The sequence below is a fragment of the Psychroflexus planctonicus genome (assembly GCF_014640195.1).
Classification (GTDB): Bacteria; Bacteroidota; Bacteroidia; order Flavobacteriales; family Flavobacteriaceae; genus Psychroflexus; species Psychroflexus planctonicus.
The window spans coordinates 164,580-189,000 of sequence record NZ_BMGM01000007.1; the positions used below are offsets into that span (position 1 = coordinate 164,580).

The 24,421-nt window shown below is 36.1% G+C and carries 19 protein-coding genes; 12 read left to right on the forward strand and 7 right to left on the reverse strand.

Translation table 11 applies throughout. The annotated features are described in order from the left end of the window. Position 1: 1 nt before the first annotated feature. From IEV72_RS09230 to IEV72_RS09240, 3 genes are all read left to right on the forward strand, one after another. Complete coding sequence (locus tag IEV72_RS09230) at positions 2–1,918, forward strand: peptide MFS transporter (protein ID WP_188458809.1); 1,917 nt, start codon at positions 2–4, stop codon at positions 1,916–1,918. Between the two features lie 314 nt (positions 1,919–2,232). Beyond that, entirely contained in the window at positions 2,233–4,335 is a 2,103-nt protein-coding gene (locus IEV72_RS09235; protein ID WP_188458810.1) for a peptide MFS transporter, read from the forward strand. A 49-nt stretch (positions 4,336–4,384) separates the two neighbouring features. Then, the gene (locus tag IEV72_RS09240) at positions 4,385–4,921 is read left to right on the forward strand and encodes a thioredoxin family protein (protein WP_188458811.1); all 537 of its coding nucleotides are present in this window, start codon (positions 4,385–4,387) and stop codon (positions 4,919–4,921) included. A 9-nt stretch (positions 4,922–4,930) separates the two neighbouring features. Here the strand turns inward: IEV72_RS09240 and IEV72_RS09245 are convergent, their stop codons facing one another. Both IEV72_RS09245 and asnB read right to left on the reverse strand, forming a co-directional pair. Beyond that, positions 4,931–5,764: a DUF4412 domain-containing protein gene (locus IEV72_RS09245; RefSeq protein ID WP_188458812.1), complete on the reverse strand. Its 834-nt coding sequence runs from the start codon at positions 5,762–5,764 to the stop codon at positions 4,931–4,933. A gap of 167 nt (positions 5,765–5,931) precedes the next feature. Continuing rightward, positions 5,932–7,509, reverse strand: a complete 1,578-nt coding sequence (asnB, locus tag IEV72_RS09250; RefSeq protein WP_188458813.1) for an asparagine synthase B — start codon at positions 7,507–7,509, stop codon at positions 5,932–5,934. Positions 7,510–7,624: 115 nt separating this feature from the next. Here asnB and IEV72_RS09255 point away from each other — a divergent pair, with 115 nt between their 5' ends. Beyond that, positions 7,625–8,080, forward strand: coding sequence for an Lrp/AsnC family transcriptional regulator (locus IEV72_RS09255; protein ID WP_188458814.1), 456 nt, complete (start codon positions 7,625–7,627; stop codon positions 8,078–8,080). 299 nt (positions 8,081–8,379) lie between these two features. On the opposite strand, the gene IEV72_RS09260 is transcribed toward IEV72_RS09255, so the two are convergent. From IEV72_RS09260 to IEV72_RS09280, 5 genes are all read right to left on the reverse strand, one after another. Further along, positions 8,380–10,107, reverse strand: a complete 1,728-nt coding sequence (locus tag IEV72_RS09260) for an efflux RND transporter periplasmic adaptor subunit (RefSeq protein ID WP_188458815.1) — start codon at positions 10,105–10,107, stop codon at positions 8,380–8,382. A gap of 10 nt (positions 10,108–10,117) precedes the next feature. Further along, positions 10,118–11,344, reverse strand: coding sequence for a permease (locus IEV72_RS09265; RefSeq protein ID WP_188458869.1), 1,227 nt, complete (start codon positions 11,342–11,344; stop codon positions 10,118–10,120). Positions 11,345–11,349: 5 nt separating this feature from the next. Continuing rightward, positions 11,350–12,612, reverse strand: a complete 1,263-nt coding sequence (locus tag IEV72_RS09270; RefSeq protein ID WP_188458816.1) for a TolC family protein — start codon at positions 12,610–12,612, stop codon at positions 11,350–11,352. Between the two features lie 21 nt (positions 12,613–12,633). After that, positions 12,634–16,548 carry an efflux RND transporter permease subunit gene (locus IEV72_RS09275; protein ID WP_188458817.1) on the reverse strand — a complete coding sequence of 1,305 codons (3,915 nt, stop codon included), beginning with the start codon at positions 16,546–16,548 and terminating at the stop codon, positions 12,634–12,636. A gap of 85 nt (positions 16,549–16,633) precedes the next feature. Then, complete coding sequence (locus IEV72_RS09280; protein ID WP_188458818.1) at positions 16,634–17,053, reverse strand: HYC_CC_PP family protein; 420 nt, start codon at positions 17,051–17,053, stop codon at positions 16,634–16,636. A gap of 414 nt (positions 17,054–17,467) precedes the next feature. On the opposite strand from IEV72_RS09280, the gene IEV72_RS09285 reads away from it, so the two are divergent. From IEV72_RS09285 to IEV72_RS09320, 8 genes are read left to right on the forward strand one after another with little or no spacing between them, the layout of a single operon-like run. Next, positions 17,468–19,777, forward strand: a complete 2,310-nt coding sequence (locus tag IEV72_RS09285; protein WP_188458819.1) for a putative monovalent cation/H+ antiporter subunit A — start codon at positions 17,468–17,470, stop codon at positions 19,775–19,777. A 4-nt stretch (positions 19,778–19,781) separates the two neighbouring features. Further along, positions 19,782–20,192 carry a Na+/H+ antiporter subunit B gene (locus tag IEV72_RS09290; RefSeq protein ID WP_188458820.1) on the forward strand — a complete coding sequence of 137 codons (411 nt, stop codon included), beginning with the start codon at positions 19,782–19,784 and terminating at the stop codon, positions 20,190–20,192. Position 20,193: 1 nt separating this feature from the next. Continuing rightward, complete coding sequence (locus tag IEV72_RS09295) at positions 20,194–20,547, forward strand: Na+/H+ antiporter subunit C (protein ID WP_188458821.1); 354 nt, start codon at positions 20,194–20,196, stop codon at positions 20,545–20,547. Further along, positions 20,544–22,067 (forward strand): proton-conducting transporter transmembrane domain-containing protein, encoded by a 1,524-nt coding sequence (locus IEV72_RS09300; protein ID WP_188458822.1) that lies wholly within the window; start codon positions 20,544–20,546, stop codon positions 22,065–22,067. The genes IEV72_RS09295 and IEV72_RS09300 overlap by 4 nt, the downstream gene beginning before the upstream one ends. After that, the gene (locus IEV72_RS09305; RefSeq protein ID WP_188458823.1) at positions 22,057–22,533 is read left to right on the forward strand and encodes a Na+/H+ antiporter subunit E; all 477 of its coding nucleotides are present in this window, start codon (positions 22,057–22,059) and stop codon (positions 22,531–22,533) included. Before IEV72_RS09300 ends, IEV72_RS09305 begins: the two co-directional genes overlap by 11 nt. After that, complete coding sequence (locus IEV72_RS09310; protein WP_188458824.1) at positions 22,530–22,808, forward strand: cation:proton antiporter; 279 nt, start codon at positions 22,530–22,532, stop codon at positions 22,806–22,808. Before IEV72_RS09305 ends, IEV72_RS09310 begins: the two co-directional genes overlap by 4 nt. After that, complete coding sequence (gene mnhG, locus IEV72_RS09315) at positions 22,801–23,232, forward strand: monovalent cation/H(+) antiporter subunit G (RefSeq protein ID WP_188458825.1); 432 nt, start codon at positions 22,801–22,803, stop codon at positions 23,230–23,232. The genes IEV72_RS09310 and mnhG overlap by 8 nt, the downstream gene beginning before the upstream one ends. Continuing rightward, the gene (locus IEV72_RS09320; protein ID WP_188458826.1) at positions 23,198–24,370 is read left to right on the forward strand and encodes an aminotransferase class I/II-fold pyridoxal phosphate-dependent enzyme; all 1,173 of its coding nucleotides are present in this window, start codon (positions 23,198–23,200) and stop codon (positions 24,368–24,370) included. The genes mnhG and IEV72_RS09320 overlap by 35 nt, the downstream gene beginning before the upstream one ends. Positions 24,371–24,421 lie beyond the last annotated feature (51 nt).

The window sequence follows — 24,421 nt, forward strand, 5'->3', positions numbered from 1 at the left end:
TATGAACCAAACCTTAACCCCACCACACAAAAGAGAATTTTTTGGCCATCCAGCTGGACTCTACATTTTGTTTTTCACTGAATTATGGGAACGTTTTTCCTACTACGGAATGCGCGCCATTTTAACTTTATACATGTTAGCCAAAGTAAGTTCAGACAATCCCGGTTTGGGTTGGGAAGAAGGCAAAGCCTTGGCTACCTATGGTTGGTATACCATGTTGGTGTATGTAGTTTCCATTCCTGGAGGAATTATTGCCGATAAAATTTTGGGTCAGAAAAAATCCGTGATGATTGGCGGTTGGCTTTTGGTTGCAGGTCATGGCGTACTTTCTATAGAGCAAGATTGGGCGTTTTTCTCAGGACTTGCACTTATTGTTTTAGGTGTCGGAATGTTGAAACCCAATATTTCAACCATGGTTGGTGGTTTATACAAAGAAGGCGACCCAAGAAGAGACAAAGGTTTTTCCATTTTTTACATTGGTATTAACGTAGGAGCTGCTATAGCTGCCATTCTCGTTGGTTTGGTGGCTAAAGAATACGGTTGGCATTATGGATTTGGATTAGCAGCCATCGGAATGGTGTTAGGGCAATTGGTGTATGTTTTTGGTCAAAAATATTTAGCTCACGTTGGGAATGCGCCAGATAAAACCAACACACAAGATCAATCGGTTTCTATTGGTGAAATTTTCAGTCAAATGCTTTCTACTAAAAAAACATTGGCTGTTTTAATCTTGCTAATTGCCATTTCGGTTGTTGCGCCTATTCAGCTAATGGATACTGAAGTGATTGCTTATATTGTATTTTTTATTTTCTTATCCATTGTAGTTGGTTTTATGATGACCGTTTATCATGATTTAACGAGTAAAGTTGAAAAAGACCGTTTTATTGTTTTGCTACTTTCCTTTTTAATTGTAATTGTTTTCTGGGGTGCGTTTGAACAAGCCGGTGGATTGCTAAATATTTACGCTGAACAAAAAACAGATCGTTTCTTACCTGCTTTCGACTATACCATTCCTGCAGCATTCTTTCAATCTTTAAATCCGCTGTACATCATTATTTTTGGAATTCCAGTTGCTGGTTTTTGGGCTTGGAGAAAAAACAGGAGCAAGGAAGCTTCATCTATTTTCAAAATGGCCGTAGGTGTTATTGTAATGGGACTAGGATTTGTGTTTATGGTTTTCGCTACCATGGAATATGAGAACAACGGCGAAGCTGCTTTATACTGGTTGGTTTTTGCCTATTTATTACACACCATAGGTGAACTTTCTGCATCGCCAGTAGCCTTATCTTTTATCACCAAATTAGCTCCTTTGCGTTACGGTGCTTTAATGATGGGACTCTACTTTGCTGCTACTGGTTTAGGAAACAAAGTGGCTGGTGTAATTGGCGAATCATCTCAAGCTGAACGCATCGAGATTGAATTGGATGCTTCAACTGAAAAACTAACTCCATTTGTTGACAATTCAGATGATGTGTTTTCAGAAAACACCGCATTTACTGTAGAGACAAATCTGTATGTTGATTCGAATAATCAATTACAATTTATTGAAACTACTACAGGTGAAAAAGTAAACTCAATTTTTACTTATCAAGTTGAAGATACTTCATCTAAAGAAGTAGAACAAACCTTGAGAAATCGTATTGAAACCTATAATCCTACAAAAGAAAATCCGTTAACTACTTTTTTAAAATTCGATTATAAAGAAGGAACATATTACGGCCGAGTTGATGTAGACCAATTTCAAACCGATTTAGAATTTAAAACTTTTGCTGGGATTGTTATCTTTACAGTTGCTTTTGGTGTGTTGGTAATTTTACTCTTAAAACCATTGAAACGCCTAACTCACGGAGCTGAAGAAAAAGAAATTGAAGGACTTGAAACCGAAGGTTTCGAATTAGCCGATGATGAAGTAAAGTAAGTTATGGTTATGCAAATCATATCCTTTTATTCTTAAGAATTGAGAAATAAATACAAACCCCACAGGTTTTTAAAAACCTGTGGGGTTTAACTTTTGTAAGATTTTCTTTTTTAAAAAAATAACAAGCCTCGCGTGAGGGATAGTAGTGGAAAGCCCACAGCGAGGTACGAGCGAGGACTTGTAGCGGATAGCCCGGTACCGTTTTTGAAACGGGACACGCCCAAAAAGTTTTGACAATTAACAAAATTTTAATTATCAACTATTTTATACAAAAATGGTTTATTTTGCAAACTTGTAATTAAGACTGAAAAATCATGAAAACCAACCTTGAACACCAACAACCCTTTAATTTTTTCGATACACAAGTTTTAGGTCATCCCGCTGGACTTTTTGTGTTGTTTTTTACAGAAATGTGGGAACGTTTTTCCTACTACGGAATGCGCGCTATTTTAGTTTTATTCTTAGTCAGCTCTTTTGGTCTCGGTGGCTGGGATTGGCCACGCGAACATGCATTAGCACTTTACGGCACTTACACTTCTTTAGTCTATTTAACGCCTATTTTGGGTGGCTACCTGGCAGACAAATACATGGGTTACCAAAAAGCGGTAGTCATTGGCGCTATTATCATGACGCTCGGTCACGCTTCCATGGCATTGGAATTCGCTCATTTTTTTATGTATTTGGGTATCGCTTTGCTAATTATCGGCAACGGATTTTTCAAACCCAACATCACGTCCATTATTTCAGAATTATACCAAAAACATCCCGATAAAAAAGATGGTGCGTATACCATTTTTTATATGGGCGTAAATGCAGGAGCTTTTTTAGGTATTTTGTTATGTGGGTATCTCGGCGAAAAAATCGGTTGGAGTTTTGGTTTCGGATTAGCCGGAATTTTCATGCTTTTTGGAATGCTTCAATTTTATTTTGCAAGAAATATTTTCGGAAAAGCAGGCTTAAAACCTACCAAAGAAGAAGATGAATCAGATGAAGACAAAGCAGCCAAATTAGAATTCAAAGGTGATAAATTGAACCCGTTTACACTTTTAGATAAAATTCTTATCGGTATTGCGGTTGTTTTAGGTTTGGTATGGATTATTAACGATCCCGTTTCCATTATTGGAGAAAACAGTGTGTTGGCTTTCGGAGATACAGATTTTTCCACGCTAACTGCACTTGCTGCTTTATTTGCTTTTTTACTGGTTTTATTTTTACGCATCATTCGGTATCCCGTAAAAGTGCGTGATCGCATGGTAGCTATTATTTTCTTTGCACTATTCACCGTTTGTTTTTGGACGTGTTTTGAACAAGCTGGTGGTTCCATGACCATTTTTGCAAAAGACTATACCGACCGAATCATGTCTGGCAATTGGTACACCGTTTTCTTGATTGCTAATATTCTGATTACCGTCGTGCCTATTGCCATAATTACTTGGGTATTGATTTTGCTTTTCAAACAAACTTTTAAGAATTACCCCATAGCAAATATTACTTTAGGAATCAGTTTTGTTTTGATTTGGGGCTTGGTGATTTGGATGATTAATCGCGACTTAAATTCTTCTGCATACATTGCCAATTATGAAGTAGTTGAAAAAGCAATGCTGGATAAAAATGGGCAACCCGTTTTAGATGAAGAAGGAAATGCCCAAACAAAAATAATTCCTGTAACAGAAGATTACCAAATTTCAGCAAGCGATGAAATCATTAAAAAAGAAGTCACCATCATTGAACCTATTGATTTTGAAATAGGAGACCAAATGAAAGTGATTGATGTAGATAAAAAAGGAAACTTTATTTACCTTGATGAATCTACCGAAAATCGAATTCGAGAAGCTACTCAGGAAGGAGAGAATACAGGCATTGTAAATGCAGAAATTAAAGAAATTAAAGAAAATGAAATCGAAATTCCTGCGACTTGGTTTTTAATTCTCAACTCGCTTTTCATCATTATGTTTGCGCCTTTGTTTTCCAAATGGTGGGAAAGCAAACGCAATCCTTCGGGCGCGATGAAATATGGTTTAGGTTTAATTTTGCTAGGTTTAGGTTTTGCCGCCTTAGCTTTTGGTTCTTTAGGAATAGACCAAGGTGCAAAAGTTGCATCGGTAAGCATTATCTGGTTGATTTTAGCTTATCTATTCCATACTTTAGGTGAATTATGTTTGTCTCCAGTCGCACTATCTTACATCAGTAAATTGGTACCAGGAAGAATGATTGCCATGATGTTTGGTATTTGGTACATCGCCATTGCCATAGGTAACAAGCTCGCAGGAACTTTAGGTGGACAAATTGATAAAATAACCGAAGCCTATAGCATGACCACTTTCTTTTTAATTTTTACATTGGTTCCTGCCGCCTTAGGTTTATTGGCTATTGCTCTAAATCCGCTGTTGAAGAAATTAATGCATGGAGTGCGGTAAGAAATAATTGTATATTTCGACCGTTATTAAATATAAATCAAATTTAGAAATGAAAAAGTTAGTCATACTTGCTATTGTTTTGGTGTCTTTTTTTGGACTTAATGCGCAGAATGTAAACTGGATGAGCATGAATGAAGCGCTAGCAGCTCAGGAAAAAGAACCCAAAAAAATATTTATGGATGCCTATACGGATTGGTGTGGACCCTGTAAAACTTTAGATAAAAAAACGCTTAATCATCCAAAAGTTGCTGCTTATCTTAACAAGCATTTTTATCCTGTAAAGTTCAATGCAGAAGGGACTGAAAAAATCATGTACAAAGATTTTGAGTATACCAACCCTAATCACGACCCGAACCGAAAAGGAAGAAATGCTCAACATTTTTTAGCCAATGCATTAAATATAAGTGCTTATCCAACCTTGGTGTTTTTTGATGAAGAGGGTGAAGTAATTGCACCTGTTGTAGGTTACAAAACCCCAGAACAATTGGAATTGTACCTAAAAATGATAAAAAGCGATGATTACAAAGAGATTACCACAGCAGAAGATTGGGAAGCTTACCAAAAAGGATTCAAGTCTACTTTTTAATAGTTAGCACTACATTCTACGATAACCGCTTGTGTTAATTTGTTTATCTTCTTTTTCTAAAGATTTGGCTTTCCATAAAACTTGGTAACCTTGGTTTAAATCTTCCATTTGCATTTCCATCATCAACACATCATCATTCATTATATCTTCAATTTCAGTTGGGATAGAAAAGTTTTTAGACTGTTCAGGATCATTAAAAAAAGTAAAGTTTACAGGTGCTTCTTTGGTAAAATAAATTTCACTTCGCATGTCTTTATTCACCACTTCAATTCCTTCACATAGGTAACCCATAATGGTTTTATTCGGTAATTTTTTAAACGAAGTTTCTTCAACAGCTTGTTGCTCTTCTTCAGAAAAATTCAAATCTTGAACCATCATCATTTTGTTGCCACCGTAGTCCATAAATTGAAACATGGCTTTTCGCTCAGCATCGGTAACCATTAACATGCTTACAACTTCTTTCATTTCCATGGCATAATAATCTCCGTCTGTGCTTAATAAATAATCCATACTCATATCTTCTTCGTTATCGATATACATTTCCACAACTAGTTTGTAATCAAAATTATAGTTTTCGGGTGGCTTTTTATCGGAGGAGGAATTACGAACCGGTTGAGCAGAATATGGATTTTCATTTTCATCAGACTTACTTTCCTTTCTATCCGATTCAAAAACTTCATCTAAACCTTTTTCAATTTTCTCATCTGCTTTTTCTTCCATTCGCTTTGAAGCAGATTCTTCGGCAGACTTGGTTACTTTTTCTTTGAGTTTTTTTAGAATCTGAGCTTCAACAGGGATGCTGATGGTAAAACAAAATATAAATGTGAAGATAAAATAGCGCATGTTTAAATTTTTACTAAATGTAAAATAATTCAATAAAGACAAAAACAAGAAATTTATAATCTACAATTGAAACTGTTTAAATAGCATCATGTCTGTATAATTTGTTATTGAAATAAAAATCCTTGCGAAGCTAAGGCAAGGATTTTTTTGAAACTTTGCAGATAAAATTAATCTGCTTCGTAAATAGTTAACACACGTGCAGAAGGGTCTTTAACATCTCCACACCATTTGGGCAACCACTGATAAGGCGTCAACTGAAAATGTTTCCCATAGTATTTTTGAAATGTTTTTAAATAAAAATAAGCTTCTTTAGTTGCTGGTAAAGTTGGGAAAGCATGCTTTTGCATTTCAAATTCATCATCTGTAATCAAGGTGTCTACATAAGTTTGGATGATGCTGCTCCACGACTTTTTTAAATCGCTTACACTATCTGAAAATCCGTTTTTTCGTCTCCAAAGTACTTCATTAGGAATGATGTTTTCAGCTTCAAAAGCTTTTCTAATTAAATATTTTTCCATTTTAGTAGAACCAAACATGCGGTCTTTGGCTGGAATTCCCATATAATATTCCACAAATGCTCTATCTGCAAAAGGAACTCGCGCTTCTAAGCCAGCGTTTGAAATGGAACGATCGCCACGCTTCATATCAAAAAAATGAATGTCTTCTAATAATCGTACCGCTTCATCTTGAAAAGCCATTTCGGAAGGTGCGTTTTGAAAATACAAATACGAGCCAAATTCGTCTGCCGTTTCACCTGAAAAAAGCACTTTTACATCAGAACTTTTACTAACGTATTCAGCAATAAGTTGATGCCCTACAGATGCACGAATGGTGGTAACGTCATAACTTCCTAACATGTAAACGGTATGTTCTAAGGCAGCTAGAAAATCTGATTCAGTAGCTTCTACACTATGGTGTTTACTACCGATATGCTCGGCGACTTTTTGAGCAGCAACTAAGTCTGGACTTCCAGGTAAACCTATGGAAAATGTTTCTAATTGTTTGCCTTGTTTCCGATAAGCACGAGCTAAAATTCCAGCCACCAAACTACTATCTAAACCGCCGCTTAATAAACAACCAACAGGACGTTCACTCATCATTCGTTTTTCTACGGCTTCGGTGAGCAACTTGTTTATTTGTTGGCAGTAAACTTCTTCTGTTTCTTGTTTGGTGACATAAGTATGTTGAAAATAAGCTGTAAATTCATTCGTTGAAGATCTCCAAAAATGAGCGGGAGGAAATTGTTTCAATGCATCACAAAAAGACAAGCTTTTACTTTCGGAAGCAAAATACGTAGCTCCCAATTCGTCTTTTCCAATGTATAATCCACGTACACCTAAATGATCGCGAGCAACGATAAATTCGTTAGTAATTTCATCGTATAGTACAAAAGCAAATTCCGCTTCCACTTCTTTCAGCATTTGCTCAACACCAATTTTCCGGTATAAATCGATTAGAATTTCACAATCTGAACCCGTACTCAAGGTAATTTCATATTTCTTGGCTAAATCTTGATAATTGAAAATTTCTGCATTGGCAATTAACCAACAATGGTTTTTATACATGGGTTGATTACCCTTTGGCGAAAGTCCATTAATGGCTAAACGATGAAAGCCGAAATAGGCATTTTCAGAAACATGTTTAAATTCTGAATAATCTGGACCGCGATGTTTTATTTTCATAAAAGCATCAAACAATGTAGATTGATCTAAGGTTGAATCAATACTTGCAAAAATTCCACACATAACATTTACTTTAATATTTAAAGCAAATAAGCGACTTATATAAATTATATTCAACTATAATATATATATAATTGATATTATTTAGTATTATTGTTTTTTAATAAATTTATTACATATGATTGATACTACAGATAGAAAAATCTTAAATGTATTAAGTAAGGATGCAAAAGCTTCTTTAAAACAAATTGGTGATGCTTGCCATTTATCTACTGCTGGCGTGCACTTGCGTCTAAAAAAATTAGAAGAAAGTGGAATTATAACAGGTTCTAAATACACCTTAGACCATTTTAAAATGGGTTATCAAACACAAAGTTTTATCGGTGTGTACTTTGACCGTGCCAATATTTACCGAAAAGTGAGCAAAGCACTATTTGAAATTCCTGAAGTGGTAGAATGCAGCTACACCACTGGAAATTTTTCATTATTGATTAAAGTATTGTGCAGAGACAACAAACACTTAACTGAAATACTGAGTAACCAAATTCAAACCATAGAAGGTATTGCGAGAACAGAGACTTTTATTTGTTTAGAACAAACCTTTCAACGAGAAATTGAGTTGAAGCCTTTCTAAAAACCGATTGCCAACACCTTGAACCTGTTAACTCAAAAAACTTCATTTCTTTTACAAACCTGTCATTCTAAAAAATTTATTCTACCACAAGCTTTTACTCCAGAAAATTCCACTCCACCACCACCTGTCATTCCAGAAAATTTCGAAGAAATTTATCTGGGATCTTATCCCTATAAACCCAAAAGTATCGAGAGCCAGTAACAAGTTCTAGATACAATTTTCCCTATTTTTCAAAAACTAAGGAAAACCACTCGAACTGATAAGCTAAATTTTTTCTTGCTATTACTACTAAACTTATTTTATTTAATTACCCGATCCACATTTCCACATTTCAACATCATGCTACCAAAATACGGGTTTTTAATTTCTTCTTCGGTACTTAACCAAAAAGCGCCTTGGTCGTTATCTGCCATGGGACAAAACTGAACATACAAAGTTTCGTTTAAAGGATTTTCTTGTTCAACCATTGCAATGAAGGCATCCGATAAATATTGAAAATGTTGGCGAGCCACTTTCATATTTTTAGAGTTTGCCACCTTTTTCACTAAGTTTTGAAGTGCTTTTTTAACCTCTTGATTTTCAATTGACAACGATTTCAATTTTTGTTGAAAATCCGCTGCAATCGAAATGGCTTCACTTTGGTCATCATTGGCTAAAGCTTCTTTTAGTTGAAGATAAAATTGAAGAATTTCTTTTAAATCGTTATTTTTTAGCTGAATTTCTTCCCAAGCTATTTCATCTAGGTTATTTTCACTTTCAGTTGAAGCGTTCATCTCTCCATGATTATGCTGATGACTTGATGATGTTTCATCGCCTTTCGGATTCATCATACTCGGTTTATCAGAAAGTTGAGCTTCAGAATCTATGCTGAAAGCGCCGCGGGTTACCACTTCATCTCCTGCTTCTAGACCTGAAAGAATTTCAACATAATCTAAAGAAGAAGAACCCGTTTCCACTTGCTTCATTTTGAAATACACGCCGTTTTCATTTTCCAGTTGTTGATACACCACCGAACGTTTGCCCGTCCAAAGCACAGCCGATTTTGGCACCATCAAAGCTTTGTTTTCGGTAGATTCTGATTTTGTATTCGTTAACTCAGCCATTATAAAAACGCCTGGTTTCAAGTTTCGATTCGGATTATTGATAACCACTCGCGCTTTGGCCGACCTAGAATTGGCATTCAAAACAGGCGAAACAAAAGTCACTTTCCCAGTCACATTTTCTTGATTAGGAATGATGATTTTGAGCTCATCGCCATTTTTGATCCGATTCAAATCGCTTTCATACACATCTACTATTGCCCAAAGACTTGATAAATCGGCAATGCGCATTAAATTTTGATCGGCTTTTACATTATCTCCTTGCTTCACATTTAGACTTGAAATCACTCCATTTTTAGGAGATCTTAATTTCAATCTTGCATTTTCTAAGGATTGAATGTCGCTAACAGAAAGCTCATAGTTTTTAATTTTTCTGGTGATGCTTTTCAAAAGAACATCATTTTCCTGACGAGTCGCTAATTCCAATTCGTCTTTTAAAACCTGAATTTCTGGCGCATACAATTCAGCGATGACCTGACCTCTATTCACCTGCTCACCTTCTTCATTGATGTACAAACGTTCAATTCGCGCCTTGAAATTAGCTGAAATAGAAGACGTATTGTCTTGATTAACTTCTAAGCGACCGGAGAAATTCATACTCGATTTTTGGTCTTCGTTACCAACAGTCATGGTTTCGACTTGTGCCAATTTTCGTGCAGTTTTGCTCATTCTGATGGCATCGACATCGACATCATCTTCCATCTTACTGGCCGGAATCAAATCCATGCCGCAAATAGGGCAATCGCCTGGCTCGTCTTGACGAATTTGTGGATGCATAGAGCAGGTCCAAACTGTCTCCTCTGCCTGCTCTTGTGAATGGTCGTGTGCTTCTGTTTTGTCTTCTGAAGAAAACAAAATAGCGCCAAGAAAGACCCCTAAGACTAAAATTAGCCCTGCAATGATGTATGTTTTTAAATTATTTTTCATTTTAAGTTTTTTAAAAATTGAATATGTATTTGACTAAAATTCCACCTGCCAACCAGAAGTAACTAGCAAAAGCAAGGTATTTTAAAACCTTTTCTAAAAGTGGACTTTTAGGGGCCATTTCCTTCATATAGGAAATGTCTTTTTGTTTTGAAAAGAATCCCAAATAGACCAAAATTCCTGATATAATCAAGAAACCGATATTCATGAAAAAGGTGTAATTGAATTGAAAATGTTCTTTTTCAGTGATTTGATTTGCAGATAAATCTGGAATTAAATCAAATAAATCAAAGCTGTAATGCAAAAACAATGAAGTAAGAATTAATGCTGTAAATAATAGGAAAAGAATAAAAAATGACATCTTCCAACCATAATATTTGGCATTGATTCTCAACACAGGAAACACCACCAAATCACTAAAAATAAATGCCATAACCCCTGCAAAACTCACGCCTTTTCCAAACAACAAAGCGGCTAAAGGAATATTTCCCATCGAACCAATAAAGGTTATAAACGCAGCAAAAGGACCTACAATAACGTGTTCTAATAGCGTAAAAAAACCAAAACTGGTTTGTCCTTCTCCAGTGTTGATAAACAAAGTTTGAAAGAAAGAGTCTGGCACAAAAGCTGAAATTATCCCGGCAATAGTAAAACCGATGGTCACATCTTTCCAAACCATTTTCCATTCCATGCCATACTGTTTACCTACTTTTACCCAATTGGTTGTATCACTTATTTTTTCTGAAATAGGTTTTGAGTCAACTTCTTCTTTTTCCGCTTCACCAAGGTTTTTCCTAGCTTTTGAAATGATAGATTTTGGATTGAATAATCCAATCAATACCCAACTAATAAGTATGAGTAAAACTCCACCCACATATTCGCCAACCACAAATTGCCAACCCAAAAAGATGGAAATCACGATTCCGAGTTCTATCACCAAGTTGGTTGAAGCCAACAAAAACGCCATTGAAGACACAAAGCTTGCGCCTTTTTGAAATAACGACTTGGTCGTCGCTAAAGCAGAAAAACTACACGAACTACTTATAAAACCAAAGAAAGTTCCAAAAAGCACAGACTTAGCATCAGATTCTCCCATGGTTTTTTGCATGTTTTTCTTGGTCACGAAAACTTGAATAAGACTACTTAAGGCATAGCCCAAGATAAACGCCCAGAGCGCCATCCAAAAAAAACCTAAGGCTGTATTGGCTGCATTTCCCCAATTTTCTAAAAAGTTATCGATGTTCATTATTCTGAATTTGAAGTGAGATAATTTAAAGTTTCATTTGTTTTTTGAAGTTTCGCAAAGGTTTTAGCTTTTTGCTTTTCGTAAAGCAAACGCTCTTCATGTAGTCGCAATACTTCTTCAATTTCCATAGAAGCGTTAGCTAAAGCGGTTTCTGAAAGTTGTAACATGTCTTTTAACCGCAAAAGTTGTTGCTCGTATAAATCCAAAAGACTGAAGAGTTCATCGCGTTTATATTGAGCGACCTGAATTTCAGTTTCCAAGCGAGTTTCTTCATTTTCCAATTGAAATTGAAGCGACTCTCCTTGAAGTGAAGCAGCCTTTTTTCTGGATTTATTTTTCTTACCAAAAATGGGTAAGCTTACCGAAATCATGGGCATAATCGCATCCTGTCCAGCATCTGCCGCCATTACATTTCGGTCTTGAATGATGGCATAATCCAAGCCCAACCCAAACTGCGGCATCGCTTGCTTTTTGGCTAACAGACTTTCCGCTTTGTTGGATGCTTGTAAATTACGAATGGCTTTCAATCGCGGATGATTACTGGAAATAGAATCCGTTTCTTCAATTTGTTTTTGCTCCAAAATTTGTTTTGGATTTGAAACTAGAACGGGTGTTTTCATCGGTCGATTCATCAATTGATTGAGTTGTGCAACCATTGCAGCGTCTTGGTCTTTCAACACTTGAAGCACATTGGCTTGTTTGTCTATTTGAAGTTCAACTCTTAAAATATCCACCAAATTTGCTTTGTTGTTTTCGTAATTGGACTCCACAATAGATTTCAAATCTTCTAAAATCTGAAGTTGTTCGGCTTCCAATTCGGCGATGTGTCTCAATGCAGAAAGGTCGTAGTACTTTTCAACAACATCGAGATATAATTTCAATTTTTGATTTTGAAACTTTTCAAATTCAGCTTCAGCTCTATATGATGCAATGTCTCCTTTGGCTTTATAGGTTCCGAACCAAGGCAGCATTTGCGTCAATGAAAATCTGGCGATTTGTGGTCCTACTCGGGTTTCAATCGGACTGATGAAATAGCCGAAACTTAAGTTGGGATCCTGCCAAGATTTGGCTTGGGTGACGCCTTCCAATTGCGCTTCAAAGGCTTTGAATTGCGCTTTCAATTCCAAATTATTTTCAGCAGCAGTAGTTTTCAATTCTTCTAAGCTTTGAGCCTTCAGATGGAAACCAAAGCAAAGCAAAACTCCAACGAATATGAGTTGAGTTGAGATGCTTTTGGATTTTATATGAAATGTTTTAAACATAGTTTTATTGTTTTTTGAAATTTAGCTAAGATCAATTTCAGAAGTGTTTCTTAAGGCTCTACTGTAAACGATATAGAACAAAATCGGCAGTAAAAAATAGGTTAAACTTGCCATGACCATCCCGCCAAAAGCTGGAATCGCCATAGGTACCATGATATCCGAGCCTTTTCCTGTAGATGATAAAACCGGTAAAAGTGCAATGACGGTAGTTACCGAAGTCATTACTGCTGGACGAATTCTTTTGAGTCCACCTTCCATCACCGCTTCACGCAGTTCTTTTTTGGTTTTGGTAGGATTCGCTTTGAAGGATTGCCTTAAATAGGTTGCCATCAAGACGGCATCATCAGTAGCAATTCCAAAAAGAGCAATAAATCCTACCCAAACCGCAACACTCAAGTTGATGGTTTTCAACTGAAAAATATCCCGCAGATTTTCACCAAACCAACTAAAATTCAGAAACCAATCCTGACCGTAAAACCAAATCATGATAAATCCACCACTAAAGGCTAAAGCGATAGACGAAAACACCATTAAACTGATGCGCACAGACTTAAATTGAAAATACAAAATCAAAAATATAACCACCATTACCACAGGAATAATCATGGATAATCGTTTTTCTGATCGCACTTGATTTTCAAAACTTCCTGCAAAACGGTAGCTTACACCACTTGGTACTTTTAGGTTACCATTGTCAATTTCAGCAAGAATAGCATCTCTTGCCGATTCCACAGCGGTGACTTCGGCTACGCCATCAGCACGGTCAAAAAGCACGTAAGAATTGAGAAATGTTTCTTCGCGTTTAATCATCTGTGGACCACGTTCGTACTCGATGTCCACGAGTTCTCCTAAAGGAATTTGTGTTCCTGAAGACGTGGAAATCAGCATGTTTTCTATGGCTTCCGGTGTGTTTCTTAATTCTCGAGGATAACGAACACGTACATTGTAACGCTCACGACCTTCCACCGTTTGAGTCAGGTTGTGACCGCCAATAGCAACAGAAATATAATCTTGCACATCATTTACACTCAATCCATAACGGGCTAAATTTTTCCTGTTGAGTTCTAAATGCAAATAAGGTTTTGCCACTACTCGATCGGCGAAAACGGCTTGCGATTTGATATGCTCTGTTTGTTTTAAAATGCCTTCTAATTGTTGACCAAAACTTTCAATGGTTTCTAAATCTGGCCCTGAAACTTTGATGCCCATCGGCGCACGCATCCCGGTTTGCAACATCACTTGGCGTGTTTCAATAGGTTGTAATTTGGGCGCTGAAGTAATGCCTGGAATTTTGGTGACTTTAGCAATTTCATTCCAAATATCGTCAGGCGATTGAATGTGTTTTCGCCAATTTCTAAAGTATTTTCCGTCTTCATCTCCGCTTAAAAACGGCTTGAAATCATTTTCAATTTCATATAACATCTCAGATTGCATTTCATCTGAATAGGCTTCATTCGAATTATTTTGAAAAACAAATTCAGTATTATCAAACCACAACTTATCTTCTTCATTTTTTGTGATTTCGACCTGATTATTTTGAACTTTTAAACCCTTCAATTCAAAAAACCCATCAGTGTTGGTTTTAAAAGCCTGGCGTTTGCCGTTTTCATTCAAGATGAATTCAGGTTTATACGTAATCAGATTTTCAAACATGGAAATAGGTGCTGGGTCGATGGCCGATTCTACTCGTCCTAGTTTGCCAACCACCGTTTTTACTTCCGGAATTTGCTTCACCAAAATATCCATCTGCTGAAGCTTGTCTTTATTGAATTCAATGCCCGAATGCGTCATGCTGGTCGGCATCAAAATAAAGCTTCCTTCCGCTAAGCTGGGCATAAATTCTTTTCCAATACTAGGAAAAGTTTTATCCATGCTTTTCCAAAATCCGGTCTCTTCAATCGTAAAACCAAGCGCATTACAAGCTTGTTGCGGATAATAAAACACCCTTGAAAAGCCGAGCCAAATCATTAGTCCTATAAAAATAGCAAAAATGGGAAGTACTAAAAAGGCTTTGACATGTTTTAAAAAGAACGTCAAAATCTGTTCATAATACCGTTGCAGTAACAAATAAAACGTCAGTAAGACACCTACCAAAACCCCAACAAAAACAATATTCGAGAACATGGATTGTTGCGGGCCTAAGGGCAACCAAAAGTTGGATAGTAAGACCAAAACACCTGCGATTAACACATAAAAATGCAGGTTTTTAAGTTTGTAGTTTTCAGCAAAATTTTGGTAAGACATGAAATAACTTACCGCATAAATGAGAATAAATAGCCCTAGCCAAAATGAATTAAAAATTGTCCAAAAGCCTATAATTCCTAAAAAAGCATTGAGATAATAAGCCGTTTTTCTTTTATTGATTTTAATTTTGAACGCCACATACATCAAGGTTGGTAACACTAAAACAGTCACCAAAAAGGCGGCAATCAGCGCAAAGGTTTTGGTGTAAGCTAATGGGATAAACAATTTTCCTTCCGCAGCTTCCAAGGCAAAAACGGGAACAAAACTGATGACCGTCGTCAAAACTGCCGTCAGGATGGCGGAGCTCACTTCGGCTGAACCTTCGTAGATATTTTTGACCAATGAATTTTTTGGTGAGTCTTCCAGTTTCTTCAAGACATTTTCAGAAAGGATAATCGCCAAATCGATCATCGTCCCGATAGCAATCGCGATTCCCGATAAAGCCACGATATTGGCTTGCACGTTGAAGAATCTCATGGCGATAAACACCAATAAAACCGAAATCGGTAATACCGCCGAAATCACTATCGAAGCCCGTAAATTAAACACAATAATAATGACCACCAAAAGCGCAATAATCAATTGCAAACTGATGGCTTCTTCGAGTGTTCCGATGGTTTCGTTAATCAATTCAGAGCGGTCGTAAAACGGGACAATTTTCAGTTGACTTTCCATGCCGTCTGCCAAAGTTTTACTCGGTAAACCTGGTGAAATTTCTTCAATTTTATCCTTGATGTTATTGATGGCTTGCATCGGATTAAAACCATCACGAGCCACGACAACGCCACCGACCACATCGGCGCCAGCTTTGTCGAGAATACCACGACGTTGTGCCGGACCTGTTTTTATTTTCGCCACATCTTTCAAGTAAATGGGAACGTTTTGGGTTTCATCGACCACGATAGATTCAAAGTCTTCAATGTTTTCGATATAGCCTAAACCACGAACAATGTACTCCACTTGATTGATTTCTAAAGTTTTGGCACCCACGTCTCGATTGCTTTCTTTCACAGCTTTGGCTACTTGCATCAACGAAATTCCGTAGGATTTCAAGGCATCGGGATTTACATCGATTTGGTATTCTTTCACGAATCCGCCGATGGAAGCCACTTCTGAAATGCCTTTGGCGCTGCTCAAGCCATATTTTACATAAAAATCTTGCACACTTCGGATTTCATCCAGATTCCAACCGCCAGTGGGCTCGTTGTTTTTGTCTCGAGGTTCGAGCGTGTACCAAAAGACTTGACCGAGTGCCGTCGCGTCTGGTCCAAGGGTGGGTTTGGCTTCCGCAGGTAAAAGTCCTTGTGGAATGGAACTTAGCTTTTCTAAAATACGCGAGCGCGACCAGTAAAATTCCACATCATCATCAAAAATGATGTAAATGCTGGAAAATCCAAACATGGAATTGCTACGCACCGATTCTACGCCAGGTAATCCGAGCAAATAGGTAGTTAACGGATAGGTGATTTGGTCGTCGATGTCCTGAGGAGAGCGACCTGGCCATTCGGTAAATACAATTTGTTGATTGGCACCTGTATTGGGAATCGCATCTACAGGAATGGGGTTTTTAGGTAAAAACGAATCTGCCCATTGAAAAGGCGATACCATCAAGCCACCGATGACAATGGCTGCCAATAGGATAAACGACACCAATCGTTGGTTCAGAAAAAATTGAATGATTTTATTAAGCATAAAAATTTGAAATTAAAATACATACACAGATATTGATTTCTAAGCTGAAATGATTTCAGAAGAAATTAAAGTGAAGATTTTAATATCAAATCAAGAATACTTGGTAAAAAGTTTGAAAATCCCTTTGCAGTAAAGGCGGCGGGTCTTCATAAATAGTGGTGTTTACTTCTGTTTCAAAAGAACTTGTTGAGAAAAATGTAAAAACAAAAGCTTCAACAAAAATGGGATGTGGTAATTCGAAGTCTGTAGATTGAATTTTTAGTTGGTCTTGACCTTCAATTAAATCTACTTCATCATCACAGCATTCATCTTTTTCATTTTCATGCTCGTGTTTAGATTGGGATTGCTCGCTGTGCATAGCACATTTTTTAGCCGGTTTCATAATGGCTTTGTCCACCAAAATATTCCCGCAATAATGCGTGTTGATGCTAAAGCTTTGGGTTGAAAACAACACCAAAACGGCCAATAGTAAACTTGCAATATGTTGAAAACGAGCTTTCATCATTTGCAAATCTAGTGAAAAATAGACTAAAAACAATTCATCCTTAACAGAAAGAAAAAGTTAAGGTTGCAGTAATTTAGATTTAACCATCCAATATCGCCATATTATTCACTTAATTTAAAAGATGGCTTTCTGAGCAATTAATAGTTGAAAACTGAAATGCAATACAATCATTTTCATCAGCGGAGTCATCTTTTATCTTGTTTCTAAAAATCGTAATATAAATATCACTCCGTTACTTGAATGGTTTTCATTTCGTTATTTCCATGCAAGTGTTTAAAATAGAAGAGTTTTACTCTGGTTCTTAAACTATTCAAGTTTTGTAATAGCCTATATTATTCCTTAACAAAGCTTTCCAATAATAAAAGTGGGCAGTTCGTGATAATCCCTATATTTGTAACCACAATATTCAAATCTATGTTGTTATCCATTTTGGCAGGTCTTTTTGTGGCTGTGGGCTTGATTTTTATTGGTAAATTCATCAAAAACAAATGGGCTGCTGTTAGCTTAACTGCACTTCCATTAGGTTTGTTTATTTACTTTTTAAATTACATTCCGCAAATTGCTTCAGGAGAAATTATTTACCAAAAAATAAGTTGGATTCCCTCTTTTGGAGTAGATTTAAGTTTTCAATTAGACGGACTTTCCTTACTGTTTTCCTTAATGATAACGGGTGTAGGAACTTTGGTTTTTGCCTACACTTCGGCATACTTAAAAGGACATGAATATTTAGATCGGTTTTACGCTTACCTCAGCATGTTTATGGCTGCTATGTTGGGGTTGGTGCTTTCAGACAACTTGATTTCACTGTTCGTTTTTTGGGAATTAACCAGTATTTCTTCATTTTATTTAATCGGCTTCAATAATACTTCTGAAGCTTCCAGAAAATCAGCTTTAACCGCTTTAGGGATTACGGGAATTGGTGGTTTGTTTTTGTTAGCGGGTGCGCTTTTATTGGGTTCCATTACAGATTCATATTCCATAGCAGAAATGCTTCAGAATAAAGATTTCCTTCTGCAACACGAATTTTATATTCTTGCTGTTATTTTCATTTTTGGTGCTGCCTTTACTAAATCGGCTCAGTTTCCATTTCATTTTTGGCTTCCAGGCGCCATGAAAGCACCAACGCCTGTATCTACGTATTTGCATTCAGCTACCATGGTAAAAGCGGGGATTTATTTATTGCTTCGCTTTAGTCCAATTTTAGGAAGTACTGAATTTTGGAACACCACATTAATTTTAGTCGGTGCTGTTACCATGTTGTATTCTGCTTTTCATTTGCTATTTAGAACAGACTTAAAAGGAATTTTAGCCTACTCCACCATTGCCGCACTTGGTATTTTGGTTTTTTTAATAGGATTAGGCACTCAAGAAGCCATTATTGCTGCTTTGGTTTTTATAGTGGTTCACGCTTTATACAAAGCTTCTTTGTTCTTGATTACGGGAATTATTGACCATGAAACAGGCACGCGAGATATTACCAAATTGGCAGGTTTACGAAAAGTGCTAATGCCTGTGGCCATTGCTGGTTTTATTGCTGCACTCATCAGCGGTGGAGTTCCGCCAAGTATCGGTTTTGTGGGAAAAGATTTAATTTATGAAGCTACTTTAGGCATGCCAACCAATGCCATTTTATTGACAGTAATTGCTATTGTTACCAACATTTTGCTGTTTTATGCCGGATTTGTAGCAGGAGTGAAACCCTTTACCGGAAAACTTCCCGAAACTTACGAAAAAGTACACTTACCGAGTTGGCTCATGTGGTTTCCCCCCTTACTTATGGTTAGCGCAGGAATGGTTTTCGGTATTTTTCCGCAGTTGTTAGAAAGCGCATTTGTTGGACCAGCAACTTCCAGTTTAGTGAATGATTCAGAAGGTTTCCATTTGAAGTTATGGCATGGGTTTAATACCATTTTGGGCTTAAGTGCCATCACTTTAGTAGTTGGCTTATTGCTTTATTTTATATTGAAACCAACTCATCGCTTAGAAAATTTTATCAATAAATTGGAAGTTATTTCGCCTAAAAGCATTTTGTTTTTCTTGACCAATGGGTTTGAAGATTTTTCTAAAGGTTGGACTAATTTTTTTCAAAATGGGTATTTACGTCATTACATCGCTACCATAGTAGGTTTTCTAGTAGTAGCTTTGGCTTTCATCATCTTTTCTAATTTTGATTTAAGTTTAGATGTTAGTTCGTTTTCAGAATTAACCACTTACGAAATTGCCATTGCTATTATGATGATTGGTGCTGTAATTTTTACAGTATTCACCAACTCTAGATTAGCGGCTGTAGCTTCTATGGGTGTTGTTGGTTTTGCTTTCTGTTTGTTGTTTCTATTTTATTCGGCTCCAGATTTAGCCATGACACAATTTTCAGTAGATACGCTAACCGTTATTTTATTTGTATTAGTTCTGTATAGGTTACCTAAATATTTACATCTTTCTAAAAATGTTTTGCGCTTAGAACACGGTATTTTAAGTTTAGCCTTTGGAAGCTTAATAACAATTTTAGTGTTGAAAGTGCTTCAAGAAGATCAAAATTCTGAAATTACTAATTTTTATGCTGAAAACTCCTACTTGCTTGCCAAAGGAAAAAATGTAGTAAATGTAATTTTAGTAGACTTTAGAGGGGTTGACACCTTGGTTGAAATTAGCGTTTTAATTGTGGCTGCCTTAGGCGTTTTTAGTTTATTGAAGCTGCGTTTAAAAACAAGAGATAAAAAATAAATTTATGAAAACAATTATTTTACGTACCGCGTCAGATTTTCTGCTTCCAGTATTGCTTTTGTTTTCGCTTTTTATATTATTGCGCGGACATTATTTACCAGGTGGTGGCTTTATCGGCGGTTTGGTTGCTGCTATTGCTTTTGTACTTGATGCCTTTGCAAACGGTTTAAAAAACACCAAAACATTATTGAAAATTCATCCAGGTTTTTTAATGCCTGTGGGATTATCGCTTGCTTTTGTAAGTGCGGTAACTCCTTTGTTTTTCGATTTACCTTTGATGACAGGCTTGTGGGCTAGCGAACCAATTCCAGTAATAGGAAACTTGGGTTCTGCTTTGTTTTTTGATACGGGCGTTTATTTGGTTGTCATTGGAGCATCGTTAACCATTATTTTCACCATTTCTGAAGCAGCTTAATATGGAAATACTTTTAGCAGTTATAACTGGACTTCTCTACGCAGCTGGAATTTATATGATGCTGAGAAGAAGCCTTGTAAAATTAATTTTAGGAATTATTCTATTAGGAAATGGGGTGAACTTACTTATTTTTTTATTAGGTAGAATTACCAAAGGAAAACCGCCTATTATTCCAGAAGAAGCCAAAGTTTTTCAAGAAATATATGCCGATCCTGTTCCGCAAGCTTTAATTTTAACCGCTATTGTAATTAGCTTTGGTTTACAAGCATTTGCCATTATTTTGGTAAAGCGTACGTATAAAGTTTTAGGAACAGATGACCTAGATCAATTGAACACAACCGACGAAGACTCATGAGTAATTTAGCTATATTAAGTCCGTTACTAATCCATTTGCTATTTAGCATTTTGCTCATGTTTGCATGGCGAAGCTTAAAATGGCAAAAAAGCCTAACTATAATTGGTAACAGCATTGCCTTAGCAGCGAGCATTTGGGTTTTTATACTGGTTTACGAACACGGAACACAAACCGTACAATCGGGTAATTGGCAAGCGCCTTTCGGAATCACTTTTGTTGGCGATATGCTTGCTGTCACCTTAGTTTTATTAACTTGTATCAGTGGTTTTGCTGTGGCTATTTTTTCAGTAGTTTCTGTAATTAAGGCACGATTAAAGTTTGGGTATTTTAGTGTTTTTCATTTTTTATTGATGGGCTTAATCGGCGCGTTTTTAACAGGAGATATATTCAATTTATATGTTTGGTTCGAAATTATTATCATCAGTTCCTTCGTATTAATTAGTTTAGGTGGAGAAAAAAATCAATTAGAAGGTGCCGTAAAATATTTTACGCTTAACTTCTTAGCTTCTATGATTTTCTTAACTGCTTTGGGTGTTTTATATGGTTTAACGGGAACCTTAAACATGGCAGATTTATCTCAAAAAATAGTTTTGTTAGAAAATCAAGCTTTAGTTGAAATTTGTGCCGTTTTATTCTTAGTAGGGTTCGGAATTAAATCTGCCGTTTTTCCTTTGTATTTTTGGTTGCCTGCATCTTATCACACTCCGCCTTCTGCCGTTTCAGCTATATTTGCAGGCTTGCTTACCAAAGTTGGTGTTTATGCTTTAATTCGAGTTTTTACCTTGATTTTTGTAGGTGATTTATTCTTAGAAACCTTGTTGTTAAGCATTGCCATCTTAAGCATTTTTAGTGGTGGGATTGGTGCGTTGATTCAGAATAACATCCGAAAAGTTTTTTCTTATTTAATAATTTGCCATATCGGTTTTATGATTGGTGGCTTGGGCTTGTTTACTACAGTTGCTATTGCAGGAACTATTTTTTATCTAATTCATGATATTATTGTAAAAACAAACTTGTTTTTAATAAGTGGATTGATTTATAGGTTGCGTTCTACTTCTAGTTTACAAAAGCTTGGCGGATTGTATGACCAATATCCTAAAATTAGTTTATTGCTTGCCATTCCATTATTTTCATTGGTAGGCATTCCTCCTTTGTCTGGTTTCTGGCCTAAAATTTCATTGATTTTAGCTGGATTTGAACAACAAAATTACTGGTTTGTTGGTGCGGTTATTTTTGGTAGTTTAATTACATTGGTTGTTATTGCTAAAGTTTGGTCGGAAGCCTTTTGGAAAGAACCAAAACCCGTAAAAAAATGGAAAAAGTTTGTAGACTTTAGTCAACTTAAACAAATCCAGAAAGCACAACTAATTTTTCCTATAGCATTTTTAAGTGTTGTATCTTTATACATCGGTTTTGGAGCAGAGCATATCCAACAATTATCCGAACGCATAGCTAACGAACTTATGGATAATCAGCAATATATAGACGCCGTATTTAAAACAAGAACAGATGCGAGGTAAATTTTTAGCAAACATACTACTCACCATTATTTGGGTTTTTCTTACCGGAAGCTTCGCCGTTGTCAACTTTATTTTTGGATTTATCATCAGTTTTTTAATACTGTGGATTATTAGTTCTAGAGATGAAGAAAACAAATACGTAAGACTTATACCTAAGTTAATCTCTTTTATTTTGTTTTTTTTATGGGAAGTTGTAAAAGCCAACATACAGGTAGCTTACGAAGTAATTACACCTACAAATAATATGAAACCAGGAATTGTAAAAATTCCACTAGATGCAAAAACTAACATTGAAATTACACTTTTAGCCAACCTGATTACGCTTACGCCAGGAACTTTGAGTTTAGATGTTTCTGAAGATAAAAAAGTGCTGTATGTACATTCTATGTACGTGAACGACAAACAAGAGTTTATAGACGATATTAAAAATGGCTTTGAACGCCGATTATTATCAATTTTAAGATGAGTTTACACGACTATTTATATTACGTAATTCTTCCTATTTTGGCTATCTCGTCATTAGCTGTTTTTGTGCGCTTTGTGAAAGGGCCAACCATTGTAGATCGCGTTGTAGCTCTAGACCTTATTATTACTTTAGGCATTGGCGAAATTGCCATTTATAGTATCATAAACAATAAGCCAACATTTTTAGATATCGCTACAATTTTAGCTTTAATTGCCTTTTTAGGAACAGTAGCTTTTGCGTATTATTTAGAAAAAAGAGATAAAAAAGATGATTGATATTTCTATATACATTCTATCCACTCTAGGAGCCATATTTGCTATGTTAGCAGCTATTGGTATTTTAAGAATGCCAGATACGTATTTAAGAATTTCAGTAACTACCAAAGCAGCAACTTTGGGCATTGGTTTAATTTTAGGTGCTGCAGCTTTGTATTTTGGAGATTTCTCTGTTTCAACACGAGTACAAGCCATTATTATTTTCATTGTACTTACCGCTCCAGTTGGTGCACATCTAATTGGCAGAACATCTTATTTTCTTGGCAATAAAATGTGGAAAAATTCTGTAGTAGACGATTTAGAAAACAAATACGATAAGAAAAAACACAAGTTGCTAAGCGAAGATGTTCAAAAACATCGAAGAAAAGAAGAACAGAAAGATGAAGAAGATGAAAGAAAAAAAGCCGAAGAAGACAAATGGTAACTTCCCAACAAATCTCTATGAAGCACTAGAAAATCGAAAACAAAATGCCAACCTTAGAAAGCTTCCTTCTCATTTTCCAAAATACGATTTTTCATCTAATGATTACTTGGGTTTTGCCAAAGCAAAAAACATAGCAGAAAAGGCTTCAGAAATTGTTACTGATGCTCAAACCAATATCAATTCTGCTACAAGTTCTCGCTTAATTCGTGGCAATTATCCTTTAATTGAAGAAGCCGAACAAATACTAGCTACTTTTTATGAAGCTGAATCAGCACTCATTTTCAACTCAGGATATTTAGCTAATTTGGGATTGCTATCTTGCATAAACACAAAAAACACCTTGGTTTTTTACGATGAGTTAGCGCATGCTTCCATTCGAGATGGTTTGCAGCTTTCACTTGGAAAAGCTTATAAATTTAAACACAACGATGTATCAGATTTAGCCGAAAAAATTCAGCTTCAACAAAAAAGGAATTCAGAAGCAACTATTTACATTATCACCGAAGCTATTTTTTCAATGGATGGCGATGGACCTAATTTGAATAAATTACTTCAATTATGTAAAGAAAACAATTGTTATTTAATTATAGACGAAGCCCATTCTAACCCGATGTATCCTTTAAAAAATTTGCTAAGTGAGTACAACTTAAACAATGTGTTTGCTCGTATTGTTACCTTTGGAAAAGGATTTGGCGTACACGGAGCAGCTGTTTTAGGTTCAGAACAATTGAAATCTTATCTAGTCAACTTTAGCCGAAGTTTCATCTATACCACAGCCACTTCACCACATAGCATTGCTTCTATTTTAGCTGCACATCAGCATTTTGAAGAAGATAAAAATCAGCTTTCATTTCTAAAAGAAAACATCAGCCAATTTAGAAGTGTAATGCATCAATTAAAACTAGAAAAACATTTTTTAGAAAGCTATACACAAATACAATCTTGCCTAATTTCAGGAAACGACCGAGTAAGCAAAGCAGCAGAATTTTTGCAGGTAAAAGAATTCGATGTCCGCGCTATTAAAAGTCCTACGGTTCCTGAAGGAAAAGAACGACTTCGGTTTTGCATTCATAGCTACAACAATCCTAGTGAAATTGAAGCAGTATTGAAAAATTTGGCTTTGTACTTCAGTAAATAGTGAGATGAAGTATTGAAAAAGGTTAGCGGTGAAAAATCATTTCATTAGCCT